Origin of the sequence: Photobacterium ganghwense (assembly GCF_017329545.1) — a bacterium.
Classification (GTDB): Bacteria; Pseudomonadota; Gammaproteobacteria; order Enterobacterales; family Vibrionaceae; genus Photobacterium; species Photobacterium ganghwense.
In genome coordinates this window covers 3192637-3211529 of the sequence record NZ_CP071325.1, presented here as the reverse complement: position 1 = coordinate 3211529, position 18893 = coordinate 3192637, and the positions used below count along the sequence as shown (strand labels likewise).

Annotated in this window: 18 protein-coding genes; 12 read left to right on the top strand and 6 right to left on the bottom strand. The window is 53.3% G+C overall.

Features of this window, described 5'->3' with window-relative positions:
• Positions 1-98: 98 nt before the first annotated feature.
• The 6 genes from rnr (at position 99) to rplI (ending at position 5114) form a co-directional block, all read left to right on the top strand.
• Complete coding sequence (gene rnr / locus FH974_RS14460; protein WP_047887597.1) at positions 99-2651, top strand: ribonuclease R; 2553 nt, start codon at positions 99-101, stop codon at positions 2649-2651.
• Positions 2652-2654: 3 nt separating this feature from the next.
• Entirely contained in the window at positions 2655-3389 is a 735-nt protein-coding gene (rlmB, locus tag FH974_RS14455; protein WP_047887598.1) for a 23S rRNA (guanosine(2251)-2'-O)-methyltransferase RlmB, read from the top strand.
• Between the two features lie 301 nt (positions 3390-3690).
• On the top strand, positions 3691-4077 hold the full coding sequence (rpsF, locus tag FH974_RS14450) for a 30S ribosomal protein S6 (protein ID WP_047887599.1): 387 nt from the start codon (positions 3691-3693) through the stop codon (positions 4075-4077).
• Between the two features lie 6 nt (positions 4078-4083).
• Positions 4084-4386 (top strand): primosomal replication protein N, encoded by a 303-nt coding sequence (gene priB, locus FH974_RS14445; protein ID WP_047887600.1) that lies wholly within the window; start codon positions 4084-4086, stop codon positions 4384-4386.
• A gap of 16 nt (positions 4387-4402) precedes the next feature.
• On the top strand, positions 4403-4630 hold the full coding sequence (gene rpsR / locus FH974_RS14440; protein WP_002539422.1) for a 30S ribosomal protein S18: 228 nt from the start codon (positions 4403-4405) through the stop codon (positions 4628-4630).
• A gap of 31 nt (positions 4631-4661) precedes the next feature.
• Positions 4662-5114 carry a 50S ribosomal protein L9 gene (gene rplI, locus FH974_RS14435; RefSeq protein ID WP_047887601.1) on the top strand — a complete coding sequence of 151 codons (453 nt, stop codon included), beginning with the start codon at positions 4662-4664 and terminating at the stop codon, positions 5112-5114.
• Positions 5115-5210: 96 nt separating this feature from the next.
• On the opposite strand, the gene FH974_RS14430 is transcribed toward rplI, so the two are convergent.
• Positions 5211-5966 (bottom strand): DUF481 domain-containing protein, encoded by a 756-nt coding sequence (locus FH974_RS14430; protein ID WP_047887602.1) that lies wholly within the window; start codon positions 5964-5966, stop codon positions 5211-5213.
• 219 nt (positions 5967-6185) lie between these two features.
• Between FH974_RS14430 and FH974_RS14425 the strand changes: the two genes are divergently transcribed.
• From FH974_RS14425 to FH974_RS14415, 3 genes are all read left to right on the top strand, one after another.
• A complete protein-coding gene (locus tag FH974_RS14425; protein ID WP_047887603.1) occupies positions 6186-7583 on the top strand; it encodes a replicative DNA helicase in 1398 nt (465 codons plus the stop codon).
• Between the two features lie 66 nt (positions 7584-7649).
• Positions 7650-8729 (top strand): alanine racemase, encoded by a 1080-nt coding sequence (gene alr / locus FH974_RS14420; RefSeq protein ID WP_047887604.1) that lies wholly within the window; start codon positions 7650-7652, stop codon positions 8727-8729.
• Entirely contained in the window at positions 8729-10060 is a 1332-nt protein-coding gene (locus tag FH974_RS14415; RefSeq protein ID WP_242551838.1) for a BamA/TamA family outer membrane protein, read from the top strand. Before alr ends, FH974_RS14415 begins: the two co-directional genes overlap by 1 nt.
• A gap of 212 nt (positions 10061-10272) precedes the next feature.
• Here the strand turns inward: FH974_RS14415 and FH974_RS14410 are convergent, their stop codons facing one another.
• Positions 10273-11739, bottom strand: coding sequence for a RimK family protein (locus FH974_RS14410; protein WP_047887605.1), 1467 nt, complete (start codon positions 11737-11739; stop codon positions 10273-10275).
• A 75-nt stretch (positions 11740-11814) separates the two neighbouring features.
• Between FH974_RS14410 and FH974_RS14405 the strand changes: the two genes are divergently transcribed.
• Positions 11815-12927 carry a GNAT family N-acetyltransferase/peptidase C39 family protein gene (locus FH974_RS14405; RefSeq protein WP_047887606.1) on the top strand — a complete coding sequence of 371 codons (1113 nt, stop codon included), beginning with the start codon at positions 11815-11817 and terminating at the stop codon, positions 12925-12927.
• On the opposite strand, the gene FH974_RS14400 is transcribed toward FH974_RS14405, so the two are convergent.
• Positions 12908-13327 carry a secondary thiamine-phosphate synthase enzyme YjbQ gene (locus FH974_RS14400; RefSeq protein ID WP_047887607.1) on the bottom strand — a complete coding sequence of 140 codons (420 nt, stop codon included), beginning with the start codon at positions 13325-13327 and terminating at the stop codon, positions 12908-12910. The genes FH974_RS14405 and FH974_RS14400 overlap by 20 nt on opposite strands.
• Before the next feature lie 289 nt (positions 13328-13616).
• Between FH974_RS14400 and pgi the strand changes: the two genes are divergently transcribed.
• Complete coding sequence (gene pgi / locus FH974_RS14395; RefSeq protein ID WP_047887608.1) at positions 13617-15269, top strand: glucose-6-phosphate isomerase; 1653 nt, start codon at positions 13617-13619, stop codon at positions 15267-15269.
• 82 nt (positions 15270-15351) lie between these two features.
• Here pgi and FH974_RS14390 read toward each other — a convergent pair whose 3' ends face one another.
• The 3 genes from FH974_RS14390 to zur all read right to left on the bottom strand — a co-directional run bounded on the left by FH974_RS14390 (position 15352) and on the right by zur (position 16911).
• Entirely contained in the window at positions 15352-15564 is a 213-nt protein-coding gene (locus tag FH974_RS14390; protein ID WP_047887609.1) for a cold-shock protein, read from the bottom strand.
• Between the two features lie 407 nt (positions 15565-15971).
• A complete protein-coding gene (locus FH974_RS14385) occupies positions 15972-16433 on the bottom strand; it encodes a chemotaxis protein CheX (RefSeq protein WP_047887611.1) in 462 nt (153 codons plus the stop codon).
• A gap of 34 nt (positions 16434-16467) precedes the next feature.
• On the bottom strand, positions 16468-16911 hold the full coding sequence (zur, locus tag FH974_RS14380; protein WP_047887612.1) for a zinc uptake transcriptional repressor Zur: 444 nt from the start codon (positions 16909-16911) through the stop codon (positions 16468-16470).
• Between the two features lie 838 nt (positions 16912-17749).
• On the opposite strand from zur, the gene dusA reads away from it, so the two are divergent.
• Positions 17750-18790 (top strand): tRNA dihydrouridine(20/20a) synthase DusA, encoded by a 1041-nt coding sequence (gene dusA, locus FH974_RS14375; RefSeq protein WP_207103362.1) that lies wholly within the window; start codon positions 17750-17752, stop codon positions 18788-18790.
• Positions 18791-18893 lie beyond the last annotated feature (103 nt).

Here is an 18893-nt window from a genome sequence, read left to right as displayed (position 1 = left end):
AAATCTCATAAGGGAGCCAAAATTTCGACCTGGCTCCCGTCTGTTCACCTAGGGCGCGGATATACTTGAAGTATTTCTTCGCTAACTTGGATCAAAATATGTCAAAAGGTACTACCGATATACCGGTCGACCCTTTTCGCGATCGCGAAGCTTCAAATTACGAAAACCCGATTCCCAGCCGTGAAATGCTGCTGGATGTGATCCGCGGTTATGAAACCCCGGTCAGTCGCGATCAGCTCTTTGAAGCGCTGCATCTCGAAGGAGAAGACCAATACGAAGGCCTGCGCCGTCGCCTGCGTGCGATGGAACGTGATGGCCAGCTGATTTTTACCCGTCGCCAGTGCTATGCCCTGCCTGAACGTCTTGATCTGATTAAAGGGCATGTCATCGGCCACCGTGATGGCTTTGGTTTCCTGCGTCCGGAAGGCAGCAGTGCCAAGGACGACGATCTGTTGCTGCCGCATCATCAGATGCGTGGCGTGATCCACGGTGATTACATTCTGGCGCAGGTGGCCGGCGTTGATAAACGTGGCCGCCGTGAGTGCCGTGTGGTGCGGGTGCTGAAACACTACGAAGGGCAGATTGTCGGCCGTTTCTTTATCGAAGACGGCATGGGCTACGTGGTGCCGGATGATTCACGCATCGCTCAGGATATCGTGATTCCGAATGACCAGCGCCAGGGCGCCCGCATGGGTAACGTGGTCGTGGTGGAAATCACCCAGCGTGCTACCCGTCAGTACAATGCCGTGGGTAAAGTGGTGGAAGTGCTGGGCGAGAACATGGCGCCGGGTATGGAAATTGAGATTGCCCTGCGTACCTATGATATTCCGCACGAGTGGCCAGCTGAAGTCGAAAAACAGGTTCAGGGGCTGAAGGAAGAAGTACCGGAAGAAGCCAAAAAAGGCCGGGTTGACCTGCGTGATTTACCGCTGGTGACCATTGATGGTGAAGACGCCCGTGACTTCGATGATGCCGTGTACTGTGAGCGTAAAAAGTCCGGCGGCTGGCGCCTGTGGGTTGCCATTGCCGATGTCAGCTATTACGTTCGTCCGGGCACAGCACTGGATCAGGAAGCGGTGCGCCGGGGTAACTCGGTATACTTCCCGTCGCAGGTAATCCCAATGCTGCCGGAAGTGCTGTCCAATGGCCTGTGTTCGCTGAACCCGCAGGTTGACCGTCTGTGTATGGTGTGTGAAATGACCATCTCTGAAGCGGGCAACCTGTCAGGTTTCAAACATTACGAAGCCGTCATGAACTCCCATGCGCGTCTGACCTACACCAAAGTCAGCAAAATGCTGGAAGGTGACGAAGAGCTGCGTGAGCGCTATAAGCCATTGGTTCCGCATCTGGAAGAACTGTACAGCATGTACAAGGTGCTGAAACAGGCGCGTGAAGGGCGTGGGGCGATTGAGTTTGAAACGGTCGAAACCCAATTCATCTTCAATGCGGATCGCAAGATTGACCGCATTGTGCCGGCTGAACGTAATGATGCCCATAAGATCATCGAAGAGTGTATGATCATGGCTAACATCGCCTCAGCTCGACTGGTGGAAAAGGCCAAAGAGCCGGCGCTGTACCGGGTGCACGATGCACCGGGAGAAGAGCGTCTGACCGGTTTCCGTGATTTCCTGGGTGAGCTGGGTCTGCAACTGTCTGGCGGCCTGGAGCCATCCCCGATGGATTACGCGGCACTGGCAAACATGATCCATGGTCGTGCCGACCAGGAACTGATCCAGACGATGCTGCTGCGCTCGATGAAGCAGGCGGTATATCAGGCCGATAATATCGGTCACTTTGGTCTGGCGCTGAAGCAGTATGCGCACTTTACCTCGCCAATCCGTCGTTACCCGGATTTGCTGTTGCACCGTGCGATTAAGTACCTGATTGCCAAGCATGAAGGGACGAACCAGGATCGCTGGACACCGACCGGTGGCTACCATTACTCGTTTGATGACATGGACAGCCTGGGCGAGCAGTGTTCGATGACCGAGCGTCGTGCTGATGATGCAACCCGCGATGTGGCGGACTGGCTGAAATGTGAATACATGCAGGATCACGTCGGCGATGAGTTTGACGGGGTAATTGCCAACGTGACCGGTTTCGGTTTCTTTGTTCGCCTTAACGAACTCAATATCGACGGTCTGGTTCACATCTCCAACCTGGCTAATGACTACTACCAGTTTGACCCGATTGGTCAGCGTCTGGTGGGCGACAGCTCCGGGCAGATTTTCCGGTTGGGTGACACAGTGAAAGTGAAGGTGGCGTCCATAAACCTGAATGACCGCCAGATTGACTTTGACCTGGTCGGCAGTAGCCGTAAGCCGCGTCGTGCCGGTAAAACGATGAAAGATCGTGATAACCGTGAGAAAAAACAGCGGATGCGCAAAGCTGAAGGGCTGCAGCGTCAGAGCATGAAAGTGTACCGGGTGGAGAATGGCGAAGCGCAGCAGGACGAGAGTCCGGCTCAGAAAGAGCGCCGTTCGGTACGTCAGCAGCTGAAGCATGGGGCGATCCCTAAGTCGGAAGGTGATAAAGCGCCTAAAGGCAAAAAAGGCGATGCTGACCAAGGCAAAGCCAAGAAAAAGTCGACCAAAGCGCGCAAGAAAAAGCAGCGTTTAGGTAAGAAAGAACGAGTCGCGAAGAAGAAATAAGCAATGAGTAATGACACCATTTTCGGGATCCATGCGGTACAGGCTGTCCTGAACACTGACCCATCCCGCTTTATTGAGGTCTTTGTCCTGAAAGGCCGTCAGGATGAACGTCTGCTGCCAGTGCTGAATGAACTGCAACGCCTGGGCGTGACAATTCAGCAGGCTGGGCGTAAAGCGCTGGACGATAAAGTCAAAGGTGCTGCGCACCAGGGGATTATTGCCCGCGTGCGTCCGGGTAAGCAGTACAACGAGAATGACCTAGATGACCTGTTGGCCAGCCAGGAAAACCCGCTGTTGCTGGTGCTGGACGGCGTGACAGACCCGCATAACCTAGGGGCTTGTCTGCGTAATGCCGATGCCGCTGGGGCGCTGGCGGTGATTGTGCCGAAAGATCGCTCTGCACAGCTGACCGCGACGGCCAGTAAAGTGGCCTGTGGGGCCGCTGAAGTGGTGCCACTGGTGCGCGTTACCAATCTGGCGCGCACTCTGCGTGCGTTGCAGGAAAAAGGCGTCTGGGTGGTTGGGACTGCTGGTGAAGCGACACACGACATTTACCAGAGCAAGCTAACCGGGCCGCTGGCGATCGTTATGGGCGCCGAAGGGGAAGGCATGCGTCGCCTGACCCGCGAGACCTGCGATGACCTGATCAAGATCCCGATGGCGGGTACGGTATCCAGCCTGAACGTTTCTGTGGCAACGGGCATCTGCCTGTTCGAGGCAGTGCGTCAGCGTTCCTGAATAGCATGTAACAGCCGATGGCATGGCCGGTCTGAAGGACTGGCCTGAGTGAGTTGTAAGCGGAGCCTAGGCTCCGCTTTTGCCGTTCTGGCCGGGGGCTGGGCAGCGACATTGCGCTTGAATGTTTTTTGCCTGAAAAAATCCCATTCGGAATGTCGGATATTGGTAAAATTCTCTTGCTTAGGTTGCCCATTCTCTGTACTATTCTGCCTCCAAATTCTCGGTTCTTTTTTTTAGTTCCTTGCTTCTCATGGATGACCGAGCCAAACAGAGAAGCTGATTAATCCGTAAGGAGCAACCCATGCGTCATTACGAAATCGTATTCATGGTGCACCCAGATCAAAGCGAGCAAGTTGCTGGCATGATCGAGCGCTACACTGGTGCAATCAAAGATTCTGGTGGTCAGATTCACCGTCTGGAAGATTGGGGCCGTCGTCAACTGGCTTACCCAATCAACAAGCTGCACAAAGCACACTACGTTCTGATGAACGTTGAAGCTGAGCAGTCTGTAATCGACGAGCTGGAGTCTAACTTCCGCTTCAACGACGCTGTGATCCGTAACATGATCATGCGCACCAAAGGCGCTATCACTGAGCCATCTCCAATGATGAAGGCTAAAGAAGAGCGTGCCCCACGTCGTGAAGAGCGTGCAGAAGCACAATCTGAAGGCGAAGCTGCAGCTGAGTAATATTGCATGACCAATCGTCTGGAGTTGTCTGGCGTTATCGCCAAAGACCCCAAACGAAGCAAGTCGCTGGCCGGAATACCTCATTGCCATTTTGTCCTTGAGCACCGTTCCTGCCAGCAAGAAGCTGATTTACCGCGCCAAGTGTATTGTTACATCAACGTGGTAGTCAGCGGGCAAGGTCAACAAGTTCTCACTCAAGATTTAGCTGTCGGCAGTCACATTAAGGTAGGTGGATTCGTCGCTTACCACACCGGCCGGAACGGTATCGGTAAATTAGTGTTACATGCTGACCACATTGAAAAAATTTAGTTCAGGAGATAAGCCCATGGCACGTTTCTTCCGTCGTCGTAAGTTCTGCCGTTTCACTGCAGAAGGCGTACAAGAGATTGACTACAAAGACGTAGCAACTCTGAAAAACTACATCACTGAAGCTGGTAAAATCGTACCAAGCCGCATCACTGGTACTCGTGCTAAGTACCAGCGTCAGCTGGCTCGCGCTATCAAGCGTTCACGTTACCTAGCTCTGCTGCCATACACTGACAAGCATCAGTAATCGGCCCGGTTTAATTTAAGAGGAAAAGATAATGCAAGTTATTCTACTTGATAAAATCGGTAACCTAGGTAGCCTTGGTGATCAGGTAAACGTTAAAGCTGGTTTTGCTCGTAACTTCCTGATCCCTCAGGGTAAAGCAGTTATGGCTACTAAGTCTAACATCGAGATGTTCGAAGCTCGTCGCGCTGAGCTAGAAGCAAAAGTTGCTGAGCAACTGTCTTCTGCTGAAGCACGTGCTGAGAAGATCAACGCTCTGGAAGCAGTAGTAGTTGCATCTAAAGCTGGTGATGAAGGCAAGCTGTTCGGTTCTATCGGTACTCGTGACATCGCTGAAGCAATCACTGCTGCTGGCGTTGAAGTAGCGAAGAGCGAAGTTCGTCTACCAGAAGGCGCACTGCGCACGACTGGCGAATTCGAGATCAGCGTTCAGCTGCACTCTGACGTATTCGCAACAGTTAACCTGAACGTTGTAGCTGAAGCTTAATAACGTTTTGTGTTAATGAAAAAACCAGCCCTCGGGCTGGTTTTTTTATACCTCAAATTTGGTATCGCTCCGGCGGGCAGGTGACGCGCAGCGGCGTCACATCTTAAACAGCAGACTGATGGTCATCGTGGAGTCACGCTTTTTCAGCCCGTCCGGCACCCAGCTGTTGAGCTTCTGGGTATTACTGAGCTTGATGGCCACGTGTTCGTTGATGGCGGTGGTCAGGTTCAGCTCGGCTTCCAGGGTGCTGTTACTGTTGCCGCCGATCCCGGTGAAGCGGGCATCCAGTTCGACGTCTTTAGACGGCTTCCAAGTCATTTTCGCGCTGCCACGCAGAATCAGCTCATCCACCGTTTCCGGCAGGATGATGTCGTCATCGTCAATCTCATCCAGGTTTGGCTCCTGATGGCGGTAACCCGGACCGGCTTCCACTTCCATCTGGAAAGTTTCCCGGCGCACCAGCTGGTAACCAAGACCGGTTGAGAAGGTGAAATCGGCAAAGTATGGCCCGTAGCGGTCATCAATATAGTTGATGTTGCCCAGCACATAAGTGCGCTGGTTGATCTTCATATCGCTCTGCAGCTCGATCTGCCCTTTGCGCTTATCTTCTTCCCCGTCTTTTTCCGCCAGCAGGTATTTCGCTTCTGCCGTGTGTCGGTACTGGTTTTCTACGTAAGTCAGGCCGATGCGGCTGTTGAGAGTCTGGGAGTCTGAATTGCCGCCTAGCGACTGATAGCCCAGCTCCAGTTCAGTGCTCCACGGGGGAGGGATACGGGTGGGTTCGTCGTCCTCATCGGCAGCGTGCAGGGGCAGGCTGGCAATGAGGAAAAACACCGGCAGGTATCGTGCCAAGCGGCCTCCTTCTGCTAAAAACATAACGGAATGTGAACAGGACGCCGCAGTTTACCCTATTTCTGTTAGCTTTTGGTCAGGAAATACGACCCGGCTTAACGGCACCACAGGCGAGGCGTAAGATGACGGCGTGAACAGACTATATTGGATAGAGGGTCTTACGAAGTGCGAAATAGGGTATAATGCCCGGCTCAGTTCCCGGCAATAATTTCAATTCCTATGGCAGAAAGAAGCAAACCGAAGAATTTCAACGAGTCCAGGGTGGATGAACTCAAAATGGCACCTCACTCGCTCGAGGCCGAGCAGTCCGTTCTTGGCGGCCTGCTGCTGGACAACGAGAAGTGGGACGTTGTCGCTGAAAAAGTCGTGGCGAAAGACTTTTACAGCCGTCCGCACCGCATCATTTTCGAAGGGGTCGCCAGCTTGCTGGAATCCGGCCAACCATTGGATTTGATCACGCTGTCTGAGCATCTGGAGCGGGCAGACAAGCTGGAAGACGTTGGTGGCTTTGCCTACCTGGCGGAGCTGGCAAAAAATACCCCGTCAGCGGCTAACATCCTGGCATATGCCGAAATCGTGCGTGAACGCGCCCTGATCCGGGATATGATCAGTGTGGCTAACGAGATTGCGGATGCCGGTTATGATCCCCAGGGGCGTACCAGTGAAGATCTGCTGGATATGGCGGAAAGCAAGGTATTTGCCATTGCCGAGCAGCGCACTTCTGCCAACGAAGGTCCGCAGAATGTCGATACCATTCTGGAGAAAACCCTGGAACGGATCGAGCTGCTGTACCAGAGCCCGCAGGACGGGGTGACCGGGGTCTCGACCGGGTTTACTGACCTTAACAAGAAAACGGCCGGTTTGCAGGGGTCGGATTTGATCATCGTGGCGGCCCGTCCGTCGATGGGTAAAACCACGTTCGCGATGAACCTGTGTGAAAACGCCGCCATGGAGCAAGAAAAGCCGGTTCTGATCTTCTCGCTGGAGATGCCCGCCGAACAAATCATGATGCGTATGCTCGCCTCCCTGTCCCGGGTTGACCAGACCAAGATCCGTACCGGTCAGCTGGATGACGAGGACTGGGCCCGGATTTCATCGACGATGGGTATTCTGATGGAAAAGAAGAATATGTACATCGACGACAGCTCTGGCCTGACCCCGACCGAAGTGCGCTCCCGTGCCCGCCGGGTGGCACGTGACCACGGTGGCCTGAGCATGATCATGGTCGACTACCTTCAGCTGATGCGGGTGCCTGGGTTGCAGGACAACCGTACCCTGGAAATCGCCGAAATCTCCCGCTCGTTGAAAGCGCTGGCCAAAGAGCTGAATGTGCCTGTGGTAGCGCTGTCGCAGCTGAACCGATCGTTGGAGCAGCGTGCCGATAAACGCCCGGTTAACTCCGACCTGCGTGAATCGGGGGCGATTGAGCAGGATGCCGACTTGATCATGTTCATCTATCGCGATGAGGTCTACCATGAAGACAGTGCCCTGAAAGGGATTGCTGAAATCATTATTGGTAAGCAGCGTAATGGTCCTATCGGTTCCGTGCGTCTGACATTCCAGGGACAGTTCTCGCGCTTCGACAACTATGCCGGCCCGGCGTTTGACGACGAGTAACGGCGCAGACTGACAACAGAAAAAGAACAACCGGTAGATACCGGGCAGTAAACAGTAGGATTTTTGATGAAAGCGGCAACAGCATATATCAACACCCAGGCCCTGACCCATAACCTGAGCCAGATTCGGGCTCAGGCGCCAAACAGCAAGATTCTGGCGGTCGTTAAGGCGAACGGTTACGGCCACGGACTGGACCATGTGGCCCAGAGCCTGCCGGATGTGGATGGTTTTGGTGTTGCCCGTATCGAAGAAGCACTGTCGCTGCGCGCTGGCGGAGTGGTGAAGCCGATTTTGTTGCTGGAAGGGTTTTATGCCCCGTCCGATCTGCCTATTCTGGAAACCAACAACATTCAGACCGTGGTGCACTGCGAAGAGCAACTGGATGCGCTGGAGCAGGCGAGCTTGGAAAGCCCGGTGGTGGTGTGGCTGAAAATTGATACCGGTATGCACCGACTGGGCGTTCGCCCGGAGCAGTACGCCTCATTTGTGGATCGCCTCCATGCCTGTCCGAATGTGGCGAAGCCGCTGCGTTACATGAGCCATTTCGGCTGTGCCGATGAGCCAGCCAGTCCGGTCACACCGGCCCAGATTGAGCTCTTTCTGGAATTGACCAAAGGCTGCAGTGGCGAACGTTCGCTGGCAGCATCGGCCGGAATTTTCGCCTGGCCGGACAGCCACCTGGAATGGATTCGCCCGGGCATCATCATGTACGGTGTGTCACCGTTTACTGAGTCAACGCGCAGCGCGCAGGCATTCAAAATGAAACCGGTGATGACGCTGACGTCGAGTCTGATTGCGGTGCGGGAAGTGAAGCAGGGCGAATCGGTTGGCTACGGTGCCAACTGGACCAGTGAACGGGATACCAAGGTGGGCGTGATTGCCATCGGCTACGGGGATGGCTATCCGCGTATGGCCCCGAACGGGACGCCGGTGCTGATTAACGGCCGCTTAACCCCGATTGCCGGCCGGGTCTCGATGGATATGCTGACGGTGGATTTGGGCCCGGAGGCTACCGACAAAGTCGGCGATGAGGCGATTTTGTGGGGAGAAGGGCTGCCCGCTGAAGTGGTGGCAGGGCACATTGGTACCATTGCGTACGAGTTGGTGACCAAGCTGACGTCCCGTGTGGCGATGGCCTACAGCTGATGGCGCGCATCGTGGCTGCCTTACCCACAGCAACCACCGACAAGGTGTCTGATAAACCGTTCCGGGCCGTGGCTATTGCCGCGGCCTGGCTGTTTTCAGTCGTCGTTCAGGCCAATAATGACGGCATCAAAATCAACACTGGCCACCTTGAAGAAAACGGCGAACTGAGCTGGGCGCGGGATTATGCCGTGGTACCTTTTGCTTTCTACACGGACAACTTCGGGTTTGCTGCCGGGATGGCTGGGGTGGTCAAAGGGGCCTGGCAACCGCAGGCCTCGGTGTTTGGGGCCGGTGTTATGGGTACCAAAGGTACCTGGATGACCTACCTGCGCGGGGACAACTTTCAGCCAGGCGCTGACAGCCGCTGGTTATTGGGGGGCGATGCGTACAACGCCGATTTTCAGGACATTGATTTTTATCTTGGCGCTGCCGCAGGGAATAATTCCAGCGCGGACGATGCCGTTACAGCCAGTGCATACGACGCCCGATACCGGCTGTTTGCCCGCTATATTTTCCCGCTGGGATCGGCCACGGAGAACCCACTGAGGTCGCTGGCTCTTGAGCGGCCGGTAACCGGCCATGTTCCTTGGCAAAGCGGCATTACTTCAGTCGAGTTCCGGCCGTTTTACTTCAGCCGCCGTTTTCATGATTCTCCTCCTTTGCCTGACAGCGAGTTTGCCCCGGCCGACGAAGTCTGGGGGCTCGAAACCCGGCTGGAATGGGACAACCTGAACAACGAACATAACCCGACCAAAGGCTCACTCAGCCAGCTGACGGTGACGGTGGATCCGGGCAGTGATGACCGGGCGAGCTGGTGGCAGTGGGAACTCAGCCAGAGCTGGTTCTGGGACTTAGGACCGGCAGGGGAGGTGTTTGATCAGCAGGTGCTGGCCGTGAATGCTTATCTGTCGGATGTGCCGGGCTGGAACCAGAGCGAGTCCGTAAATGGCAACTCGCTTTATCACCGGCCGCCGGAGTTTGCCCGTGCCAGTCTGGGCGGTTTGTTCCGGCTGCGCAGTTACCAGGGCGGCCGTTTTACCGATCGCAGTGCTATCAGCTACAGCGTGGAATACCGGGTTATGCCGGACTGGCAGCCTCTGGGAGGTTGGCCGGTCTTCAACTGGTATGACGTACCCTGGTGGCAGTGGGTCGTGTTTGCCGATGCCGGGCGGGTTGCTGATGAGTTCAACTTAGCGACCCTCAATAAAGCGATGCGCTGGAGCGCCGGCGGCGCTGTGCGCTTTCAGGTGGAAGGCGTGGTGGTACGTGCTGAAATGGCCTGGGGTGAGGAAGACAGCCGGTTTGCGGTAATGGTGAACCAGCCGTTTTAGTGGTGGGGAGGCACGCTTGGTTTGCGATGGCGGGCAGGAGCTTGAATCTAAACCTCAACATCGACTTTAGCTTTAACCTGGATCCGGCTGGATCTGAGAATCCCTCTTGTCGCCCCTTTGGCAGCGCCCGAATGCCCGATGAGGCTTAAAAAAGGCGAGCGGGTGGCTCGCCATTGTGGGGGTTGGTCGCTTGTCGGTATCGGGTACTGTGCTTAGAAACCGCGTAGCTGAATACGACGCAGGAATTCGGTCATGATCCGGTCGTACAGCAGGTCGCCGAGGAAGGCGTCCTCTACTTTGTGGTCAATACTCGGGTTATCGTTGATTTCAATCACCACCACCTGACCGTCAACCTCTTTCAAATCCACCCCGTATAACCCGGAGCCAATTTGGTTGGCGGCTTTCAGGGCGGTGTCGATCACCGCTTTCGGCACTTGTTTCAGATCCAACGTCTCAAAGCCGCCTGAGCTGACCCGACCGCTGTTGTGGTGCTGATAAATCTGCCAGTGGCCCCGGCTCATGTAGTACTTGCAGGCGAACAGCGGCTGGCGATTGAGCACTCCAATGCGCCAGTCAAAGTCGGTCGGCAAAAATTCCTGAGCCAGAATCAGGGTGCTGCGGGCAAACAGCTTATCCATCTGGGTCAGCAGTTCCTCGCGGTTCTTCACCTTAACCACACCCACCGAGAATGCGCCATCCGGTACTTTCAATACCATCGGGAAACCGATCTCACGCTCAGCCAACTCCTGCCAGTGCGGATCAAAGTTTTTCAGGATCACGCTCTTGGGCGTCGGAACCTTGTGCAGACGCAGCAGTTCAGTCAGGAACACCTTGTTGGTGCACTTCATGATGGATTCCGGATCGTCCATGACGACCAGTCCGAGCTTTTCCGCAGTCTTGGCGAAGCGGTAAGTAAAGTTACCAATGTTCGTGGTCGAGCGGATAAACAGGCCGTCAAATTCCCCCAGACGGGAAAGGTCGTCCGGGGTGATGGTCTGCAGCCGCATTCCCAGGCGTTTGGCCGCTTTCTTAAAGCTGTGCAGGGCCGTGCTGTCTGACGGTGGCATTTTCTCATGCGGATCGACCAGCAGCGCCAGATCATAGCGTGCATTCTTGTTCGGCTTGGGTGAGCGCCAGACCTTGTTCGAGAAGCGCTCCAGTGCTTCGGCAAATTGGTCCTGTTCCGGATCCGTCAGGTCCTGGAACGGGAATGGTGTGATCTGTTCAACCTGCCAATGTGACTCTGAGCGGCGAATGGTGACCTGCATGACTGGCACCATAAAGTGCTCGAACAGGCGACGGGCAATTTTCTCAAAGCCCGGCACCCTGGATTGGCCAAAATAGATTTTTTCTTCCAGACGGTCCCCGACAGCCGGCATATGGTTGGCAAACGCCTTCTCCAGCTGGTCAGACGGTACCGACAACAAGAACGGCTGAGACAGATCATTGATCGTCATTACCCGCGGGATCACCCGGTGACCCCGCGCCTCAGCCATCAGCGAGCAATAATAGCCGCTGCTCATATACCCATAGTCTCGGCACAGGTTGATAACCTGTGTGGTTTTATTCTCGCAAAACGCGCCGTGTTGTAAGTAGGTATCTACAGTGACGACCCTGTCAGAAGGGAAATACTGCCGCCAGTCACTGTCGTTGTCGGTAATAATGAGGACTTTTGTCATCTTTTCACTCACCTATAGCCATTCGGCCAAATTTGGGATTTAATCGATCCAGTCCATTCAAGCGTGAATAAGTCCATGATAGTCCGTATCGCACTGCTCAATGATCTAGCCAGTTTAAATACTCTTGAGGCTCAGCTTTTTGACGGGGACCGAATCGCCCCGCGTCAGATGCGGCGGTTTATTAAATCGCCCCAGAGCGTGTTATTTGTGGCGGAAGAGGAAGGTCGAATTACCGGCTATGGACTGGTGTTGTTTCACCGGGGTACCCAGCTGGCACGGTTATATTCCCTTGCCGTCGATCCCGAGTTCCGTGGCAGGCACATAGCCCAGCAGTTATTGGCTGCGTGTGAAGCGGCGGCGCTGGAAAACGGTTTCAATACATTACGGCTGGAAGTGCGGAATGACAATCGTGCCGCGCGAAATCTTTATGAAAAATGCGGCTATAAACCATTAAAAGTTTTAATCCATTATTACGATGATCTGGCCGATGGGATCCGGATGCAAAAACGTCTCAGTCCGGTCGAGGCCAAGCATTTATTGCCGCTGCCACTGTACGTGCAGACCACGCCTTTTACCTGCGGCCCGTCCTGTCTGATGATGAGCCTGTCCTATCTCGATCCCGATTTTCAGCCGAGCCGGCAGTTGGAGTTACAGCTGTGGCGTGAGGCGACCACTATCTTTATGGCATCCGGTCACGGTGGCTGCAGCGGGCATGGGCTGGCAATGGCGGCGCACCGTCGGGGCTGTGATGTCGAGCTGTGGGCGCAGTCAAAATCCACCCCGTTTATCGACAGTGTCAGGGACCCGAAGAAAAAAGACATTATTGAGCTGGTGCACCTGGATTTCTGCCAGCAACTGGAAGAAGCCGCTGTCCCGGTTGTTGATGCGATGCCATCGGTTGAGCAGATTGAAACCTGGCTGAAACAGGGCATGTGTCTGCTGATGTTGATCAGCACATACCGGTTCAACGGCTGTAAAGAGCCGCACTGGATTGTGCTCAGCGGGGTCAGTGAGCAGTTCTTTTTCTTCCATGACCCCTATGCGGAAGACCGAGCGGACAGCAGCCATCGCGCCCATATCCCGCTAAACAAAGCCGGACTGAGCCAAATTCTGGGGTTCGGGCGCCAGAAACACACCGCCTGTGTTGTGCTCAGGCCGGTAGCGGGGATTACTCCCCTTGCAGGGTAATCACCAGCGTACGGCTGCCGCCGTGGTCACGGTGCTCACCCAGGTAGATCCCCTGCCAGGTGCCTAAGGCGAGGCGTCCGTTCGTGATGGGTACTGTCACACTGTTACCCAGCAGCGACGCTTTGATATGGGCTGGCATGTCATCGTCCCCTTCATACGTGTGCCGGTAGTACGGCGCACGTTCCGGCACGGCCTGATTAAAGTGGGTTTCCATATCACCGCGTACCGTCGGATCGGCGTTTTCATTAATCGTCAGGCTGGCCGAGGTGTGCTGGATAAAGAGATGGGCCAGCCCGACGTTCAGTGAAGCCAATTGTGAAAGGTGTTGTTCAATTTCATCGGTTATCAGGTGAAAGCCGCGTGAGCGGGCGCGCAGCTGCATTTTAGTTTGGTACCACATGTTGTTAACCCTTTTCATTTCTTTGTGACAAACAGCGATGATTGTTAAACATATTGCACTGTTTCCTCTCGATCATTTACTCTTTGTTTTCGTGACCTGACGCAATGAAGGCCATAATGGCTCGCGTCATAATTATTCATAAGTTGTAAAATTACAAAAATTAGACGGCCTCGCAGGTTGAGCTACACTTGGGGCAGCACGGTTTCACAACATTCTTATCATCGGGGATCCCTTGCGGGAGTATGGTTACCCGTAAGTGGATGAACAATTAAAAATCAGGAACTTCACCATGTTGAAAGACATCAATCCAACTCAGACCGACGCGTGGAAAGCGCTGACCGCCCACTTTGAAGATGCACAGGATCTTCAGCTGAGCGAGCTGTTTGCCAACGACAGCGAGCGTTTCACAAAGTTTTCGGCCACGTTCGGCGCTGACATCCTGTTGGATTACTCCAAAAACCTTATCACTGAAGAGACCATGGCAAAACTGTTTGCTCTGGCCGAAGAAACGGAAGTTAAAGCGGCGATTGCTGACCTGTTCAGTGGTGAGAAGATCAACCGAACTGAAGATCGTGCTGTGCTGCACTCAGCGCTGCGTAACCGCAGCAACACACCTATTATGGTAGACGGCGAAGACGTGATGCCAAAGGTGAATGCCGTATTGGACAAAATGCAGGCTTTTACAGCCCGTATCGTTGATGGTGAGTGGAAAGGTTACACCGGTAAAGCGATCACTGATGTGGTGAACATTGGTATCGGTGGTTCAGACTTGGGCCCGTACATGGTGACTGAGGCGCTGATGCCTTACAAAACTCGCCTGAACATGCACTTTGTGTCTAACGTTGACGGCACCCATATTGCTGAAACCCTGAAAGCGCTGAATCCGGAAACCACCCTGTTCCTGATCGCTTCGAAGACTTTCACCACCCAGGAAACCATGACCAACGCGCACTCTGCCCGTGACTGGTTCCTGGCGGAAGCCGGTGATCAAGCGCACGTTGCGAAACACTTTGCGGCGCTGTCGACCAATGCCAGCGCGGTCGCGGAGTTTGGTATCGATACCGACAACATGTTTGAGTTCTGGGACTGGGTCGGCGGCCGTTACTCACTGTGTTCAGCGATCGGTCTGTCTATCAGCCTGGCGATCGGCTACGACAACTTCGTGGCGCTGCTGGATGGTGCCCATGCGATGGACAAACACTTCGCAGAAGCGCCGCTGGAGCAAAACCTGCCAGTGATTCTGGCGCTGATCGGGATCTGGTACAACAACTTCTACGGCGCAGAGTCGGAAGCGATTCTGCCTTATGACCAGTACCTGCACCGTTTCGCCGCGTATTTCCAGCAAGGCAATATGGAATCAAACGGCAAGTGTGTTGACCGTGGCGGCAACCCGATTGACTACCAGACGGGCCCTATTATCTGGGGTGAGCCGGGAACGAATGGTCAGCACGCGTTCTACCAGCTGATTCACCAGGGAACGAAACTGATTCCGTGTGATTTCATCGCTCCGGCGATCAGCCATAACCCTCTGAGCGATCACCATCCAAAACTGATGGCGAACTTCTTTGCTCAGACTGAGGCTCTGGCTTTTGGAAAAACCAAAGAGCAGGTGGAAGCGGAATTTATTGCGGCCGGTAAGTCGCTGGACGAAGTGAAAGATCTGGTTCCGTTCAAAGTGTTCGATGGTAACCGTCCAACCAACTCCATTCTGGTCAAGCAAGTGACACCGGCAGTGCTGGGCTCATTGATTGCGCTGTACGAACACAAAATCTTTACTCAGGGTGTGATCTGGAATATCTACAGCTTTGACCAGTGGGGTGTTGAGCTAGGCAAACAGCTGGCGAACAAGATTCTGCCAGAGCTGAACAGCGCTGATGCCATCAGCAGCCATGACAGTTCAACCAATGGCCTGATCAACGCATTCAAACAATGGCGTCAGTGATCTGCTGGCCGGGCCAATAAAATTTGCCAATAAAAAACGCCGCATTTGTGCGGCGTTTATTTTTGGCGTGTGTAGCGAGGCATTAAGACAACGCAATCACTTCGCTGGCTTGTGGGCCTTTCTGACCATCTGTCACGATAAATTCAACACTTTGGCCTTCGCGCAGAGTACGGCGGCCGTTGTTTTGAACGATAGCGCTGAAGTGTACAAACACATCTTTGCCATCCGCACCTGAAATAAAGCCAAAGCCTTTTTCATCGTTGAACCACTTTACGGTTCCAGTCAGTTTGCTCATGTTACGATCTTTCCTTTGCAATCGAGTATTTCCTTGCTGCCTGATACAGGCAAGCAAAACGACGCTGAGGGTTCATCAATACGTGTCTTGATGCCTATCCAGCATATTCAGTCTAGACTGAATTACTGGGAGTGGGTATTTTTTTGTGCGACTTTTCTGGCAACTTCACAGAAAAATCAACGTGATAATGTTGGCCGTCATGACAGGGAGAGATCACCTGAGCAAAAGGGAATACGTTTGTTCGACTGGAGCGTTGTTAGACCAGGCGGCCACTAGACTTGATGGGCCCGGCAAGGGAAATGTGTCAGGTAAGGCTACTGTGTTTGACAAGTCCAGGCTGAAGGCTGAACAAGGTTACCTCGCCGACGCTGGCCGGCCGCAGGTAACACAGTAGAGGCAGGCGGCAGTTAGTCGAAGCAGATCTCGATGTAGGCTTTACCGTATTCGGAGTCAAACGGCATGATGATGATAGCACCGTCACACTTGTGAGTAATGGTATGGCCACGGCCGGATACCACGGCAGGGGTCGCCATTTCAAACTCGTAGCCTTTATCTGACAAAATGCGTTTGGCACCGCCGGTGACCATATTGGTAATTTCGCCCACCATGTCGGTGACTTCTTCATTGATACCGTGCGGACGTTCGCCCAGCATTCGCTGCATGATTTCCAGTGCCAGCCCTTCCTCAAAAGTGACGGACATTGAGCCTTTGGTCTTGGGGCCGATCATGCCAATCAGTCCGGAGACATCACCACGGGCGACTTCATCGCGTTTTAGTCGAGGTTTTTGTGGAGCCAGCTCCATCGACGCCATCGTTTTGAGTACATTCAAAAGTGACGCTAAGAAAGGGTTTACGAATTCTGCGCGCATAATCGTTACGACTGTCTCTGTCCTGAAATAAAACTTACTTGCTCTGGCATTGTTGGCAAACACCATGGCTTTCAACGACATGGTGAGCAATTTCAAAGCCTTTCTGCTCAGCTCTCTGACGAAGCAGGCGAGCCAGTTCTTCATCGTGGCACTCTTCTACCGTGCCGCATCGATCGCAAATCAGCAGCTGTGAGCAGTGATCAGCATGTCCCAGCAAACAGCAGGCAATATAGCTGTTCGTTGACTGAACCTTGTGCACAAACCCTTGGGCGAGAAGAAAATCGAGAGCACGGTAAACCGTTGGCGGTTTCGCTTGCGGCTCGCTCTCGCGCAGCAGGTCCAGCAGTTCATAGGCACTGATAGAGCTGTGGTGGTCGATAATCAGTTCGAGCACCTTAAGCCGTTGAGGTGTCAGCCTGACTCCCCGTTGCTCACAGAGTTGTCGTGCATTGTCCAGCAACTGCTTTTTATTTGCCATATGACCTCAAATTACAAGCGATAAGAACAGCATACTACCATATTCACCTGTAAACGTATCGCCGATGATGGCAAAAGCCGGTCGTGAGGGAAAGAAAAAATGTGCGTGGTTTCTCATCCATGACACCGTTGAAACTGGGTATTTCTCACTGTCATCCTCTCATATGAATGTACACCTTTGTTCTTGTTGTGTGGCTTTTTGCTGTCCAACTTAAATTGGTTGTAAGTGGATTATTGTAAATTATTGATTTAAATCTATATTTTATGGTGTTCAGCTTTTTGTGCGATTTTTTAGGTGAACTGTCCTTGTTGTTTTTACTTTTATATTAGTGAGTTACTTTGATTTCTGTACCTCTGGTCAGTTATTTATAGTATTTGGCTTACTATGTTCTTTTTAACCCAGTGGGTGTTGTACAGCTTTTTTATGTTTGGTGATGAAAAAGGGTTAGCCTGCCTATCGGTTTAGATTGTGGTGAGTGTAATGTAATGATTTTACGTTGGTTTAAAGGTACGTGCATCTTTTTGGCCTATTGGTGTTAAAAAGCTATTAAAGCTGTACATTGAATGATGGCTGGTTTTTATCTTTATGATTTTAATGGCTAATATTGTTATTTAAAAATGCCTGCTATGTTCTTTTTGCTTTCAGACAGAAGCCAGCATAGAGGCAGAACAGAGAGAGGTATCGGGCTGTAGTGGTGGTTAAAAGTTGGGATAGTTTCGTGAATAAGGTAGAATCCGCACTCTTTCATCGCAGGGGCTGGAAAACATAGCTTACTGCGGTGTGTCCGCTTTGCTTTGAGTGGGACAGAACAGATTTTGCGCAATAGATGAGGTTTTCGATGACAGAGAGTGCCGTGGTGAGCAATCAACAAACTGAAAATAAGCAGGCCGTTCAGTCTGAGTATCCGGCATGCCGTTTTTCCATTGCACCTATGCTCGATTGGACCGATCGTCATTGCCGCTATTTCCACCGTTTACTGAGCGAACATGCTCAGCTGTACACTGAAATGGTGACAACGGGGGCGATTATTCATGGCAAAGCGGATTATCTGGCCTATAACGAGGAAGAGCACCCGCTGGTGTTGCAGTTGGGGGGCTCAAACCCGGCAGATCTGGCAACCTGCGCCCAGCTGGCTGCCGAGCGTGGCTATGACGAAATTAACCTGAATGTAGGCTGCCCGTCAGATCGCGTTCAGAACGGTCGTTTCGGTGCCTGTCTGATGGGGGAAGCTGAGCTGGTAGCCCAGTGTGTGGCCGCTATGCGTGAGGTGGTGGATATTCCGGTCTCGGTCAAAACCCGTATCGGTATTGATGAGCAGGACTCTTACCCATTCCTGACCGATTTTGTCGGCATAGTCAGTGAAAAAGGCGGCTGTCGTGATTTCACCATTCATGCCCGCAAAGCCTGGCTGAGTGGTCTGAGCCCGAAAGAAAACCGCGAAATTCCGCCGTTAGATTATCCGCGTGTGTACCAGCTGAAAAAAGATTTCCCGCATCTGACAATGGGGATCAACGGCGGCATCAAGACGCTGGAAGAGATGGAAGCACACCTGGCTCATATGGACGGCGTTATGGTCGGACGTGAAGCCTATCAGAATCCTTATCTGCTGGCGGAAATCGATCAGCGCCTGTTTGGCAGCGATACCCCAATGAAAAAACGTCGTGCTGTGGTGGAAGCCATGTTCCCGTACATTGAGCGTGAGCTGTCGCAAGGGGCTTATCTGAACCATATTACCCGACATATGCTGGGCCTGTTCCAGAACATGCCGGGCGCGCGTCAGTGGCGTCGACACATCAGCGAAAATGCCCATAAACCGGGCTCCGGTATTGAAGTGCTGGAGCAGGCACTGGCGAAAATTCCTGCTCATCTGGATGTGTAAGGGCGTAGCCCTCTATCTCTATTTCTATCTCTATCGTAACCCTTTTCAGAGAGTGCTTGTGATAGCTCAACGGGTCTGCCAATGCAGACCCGTTTTTGTTAGA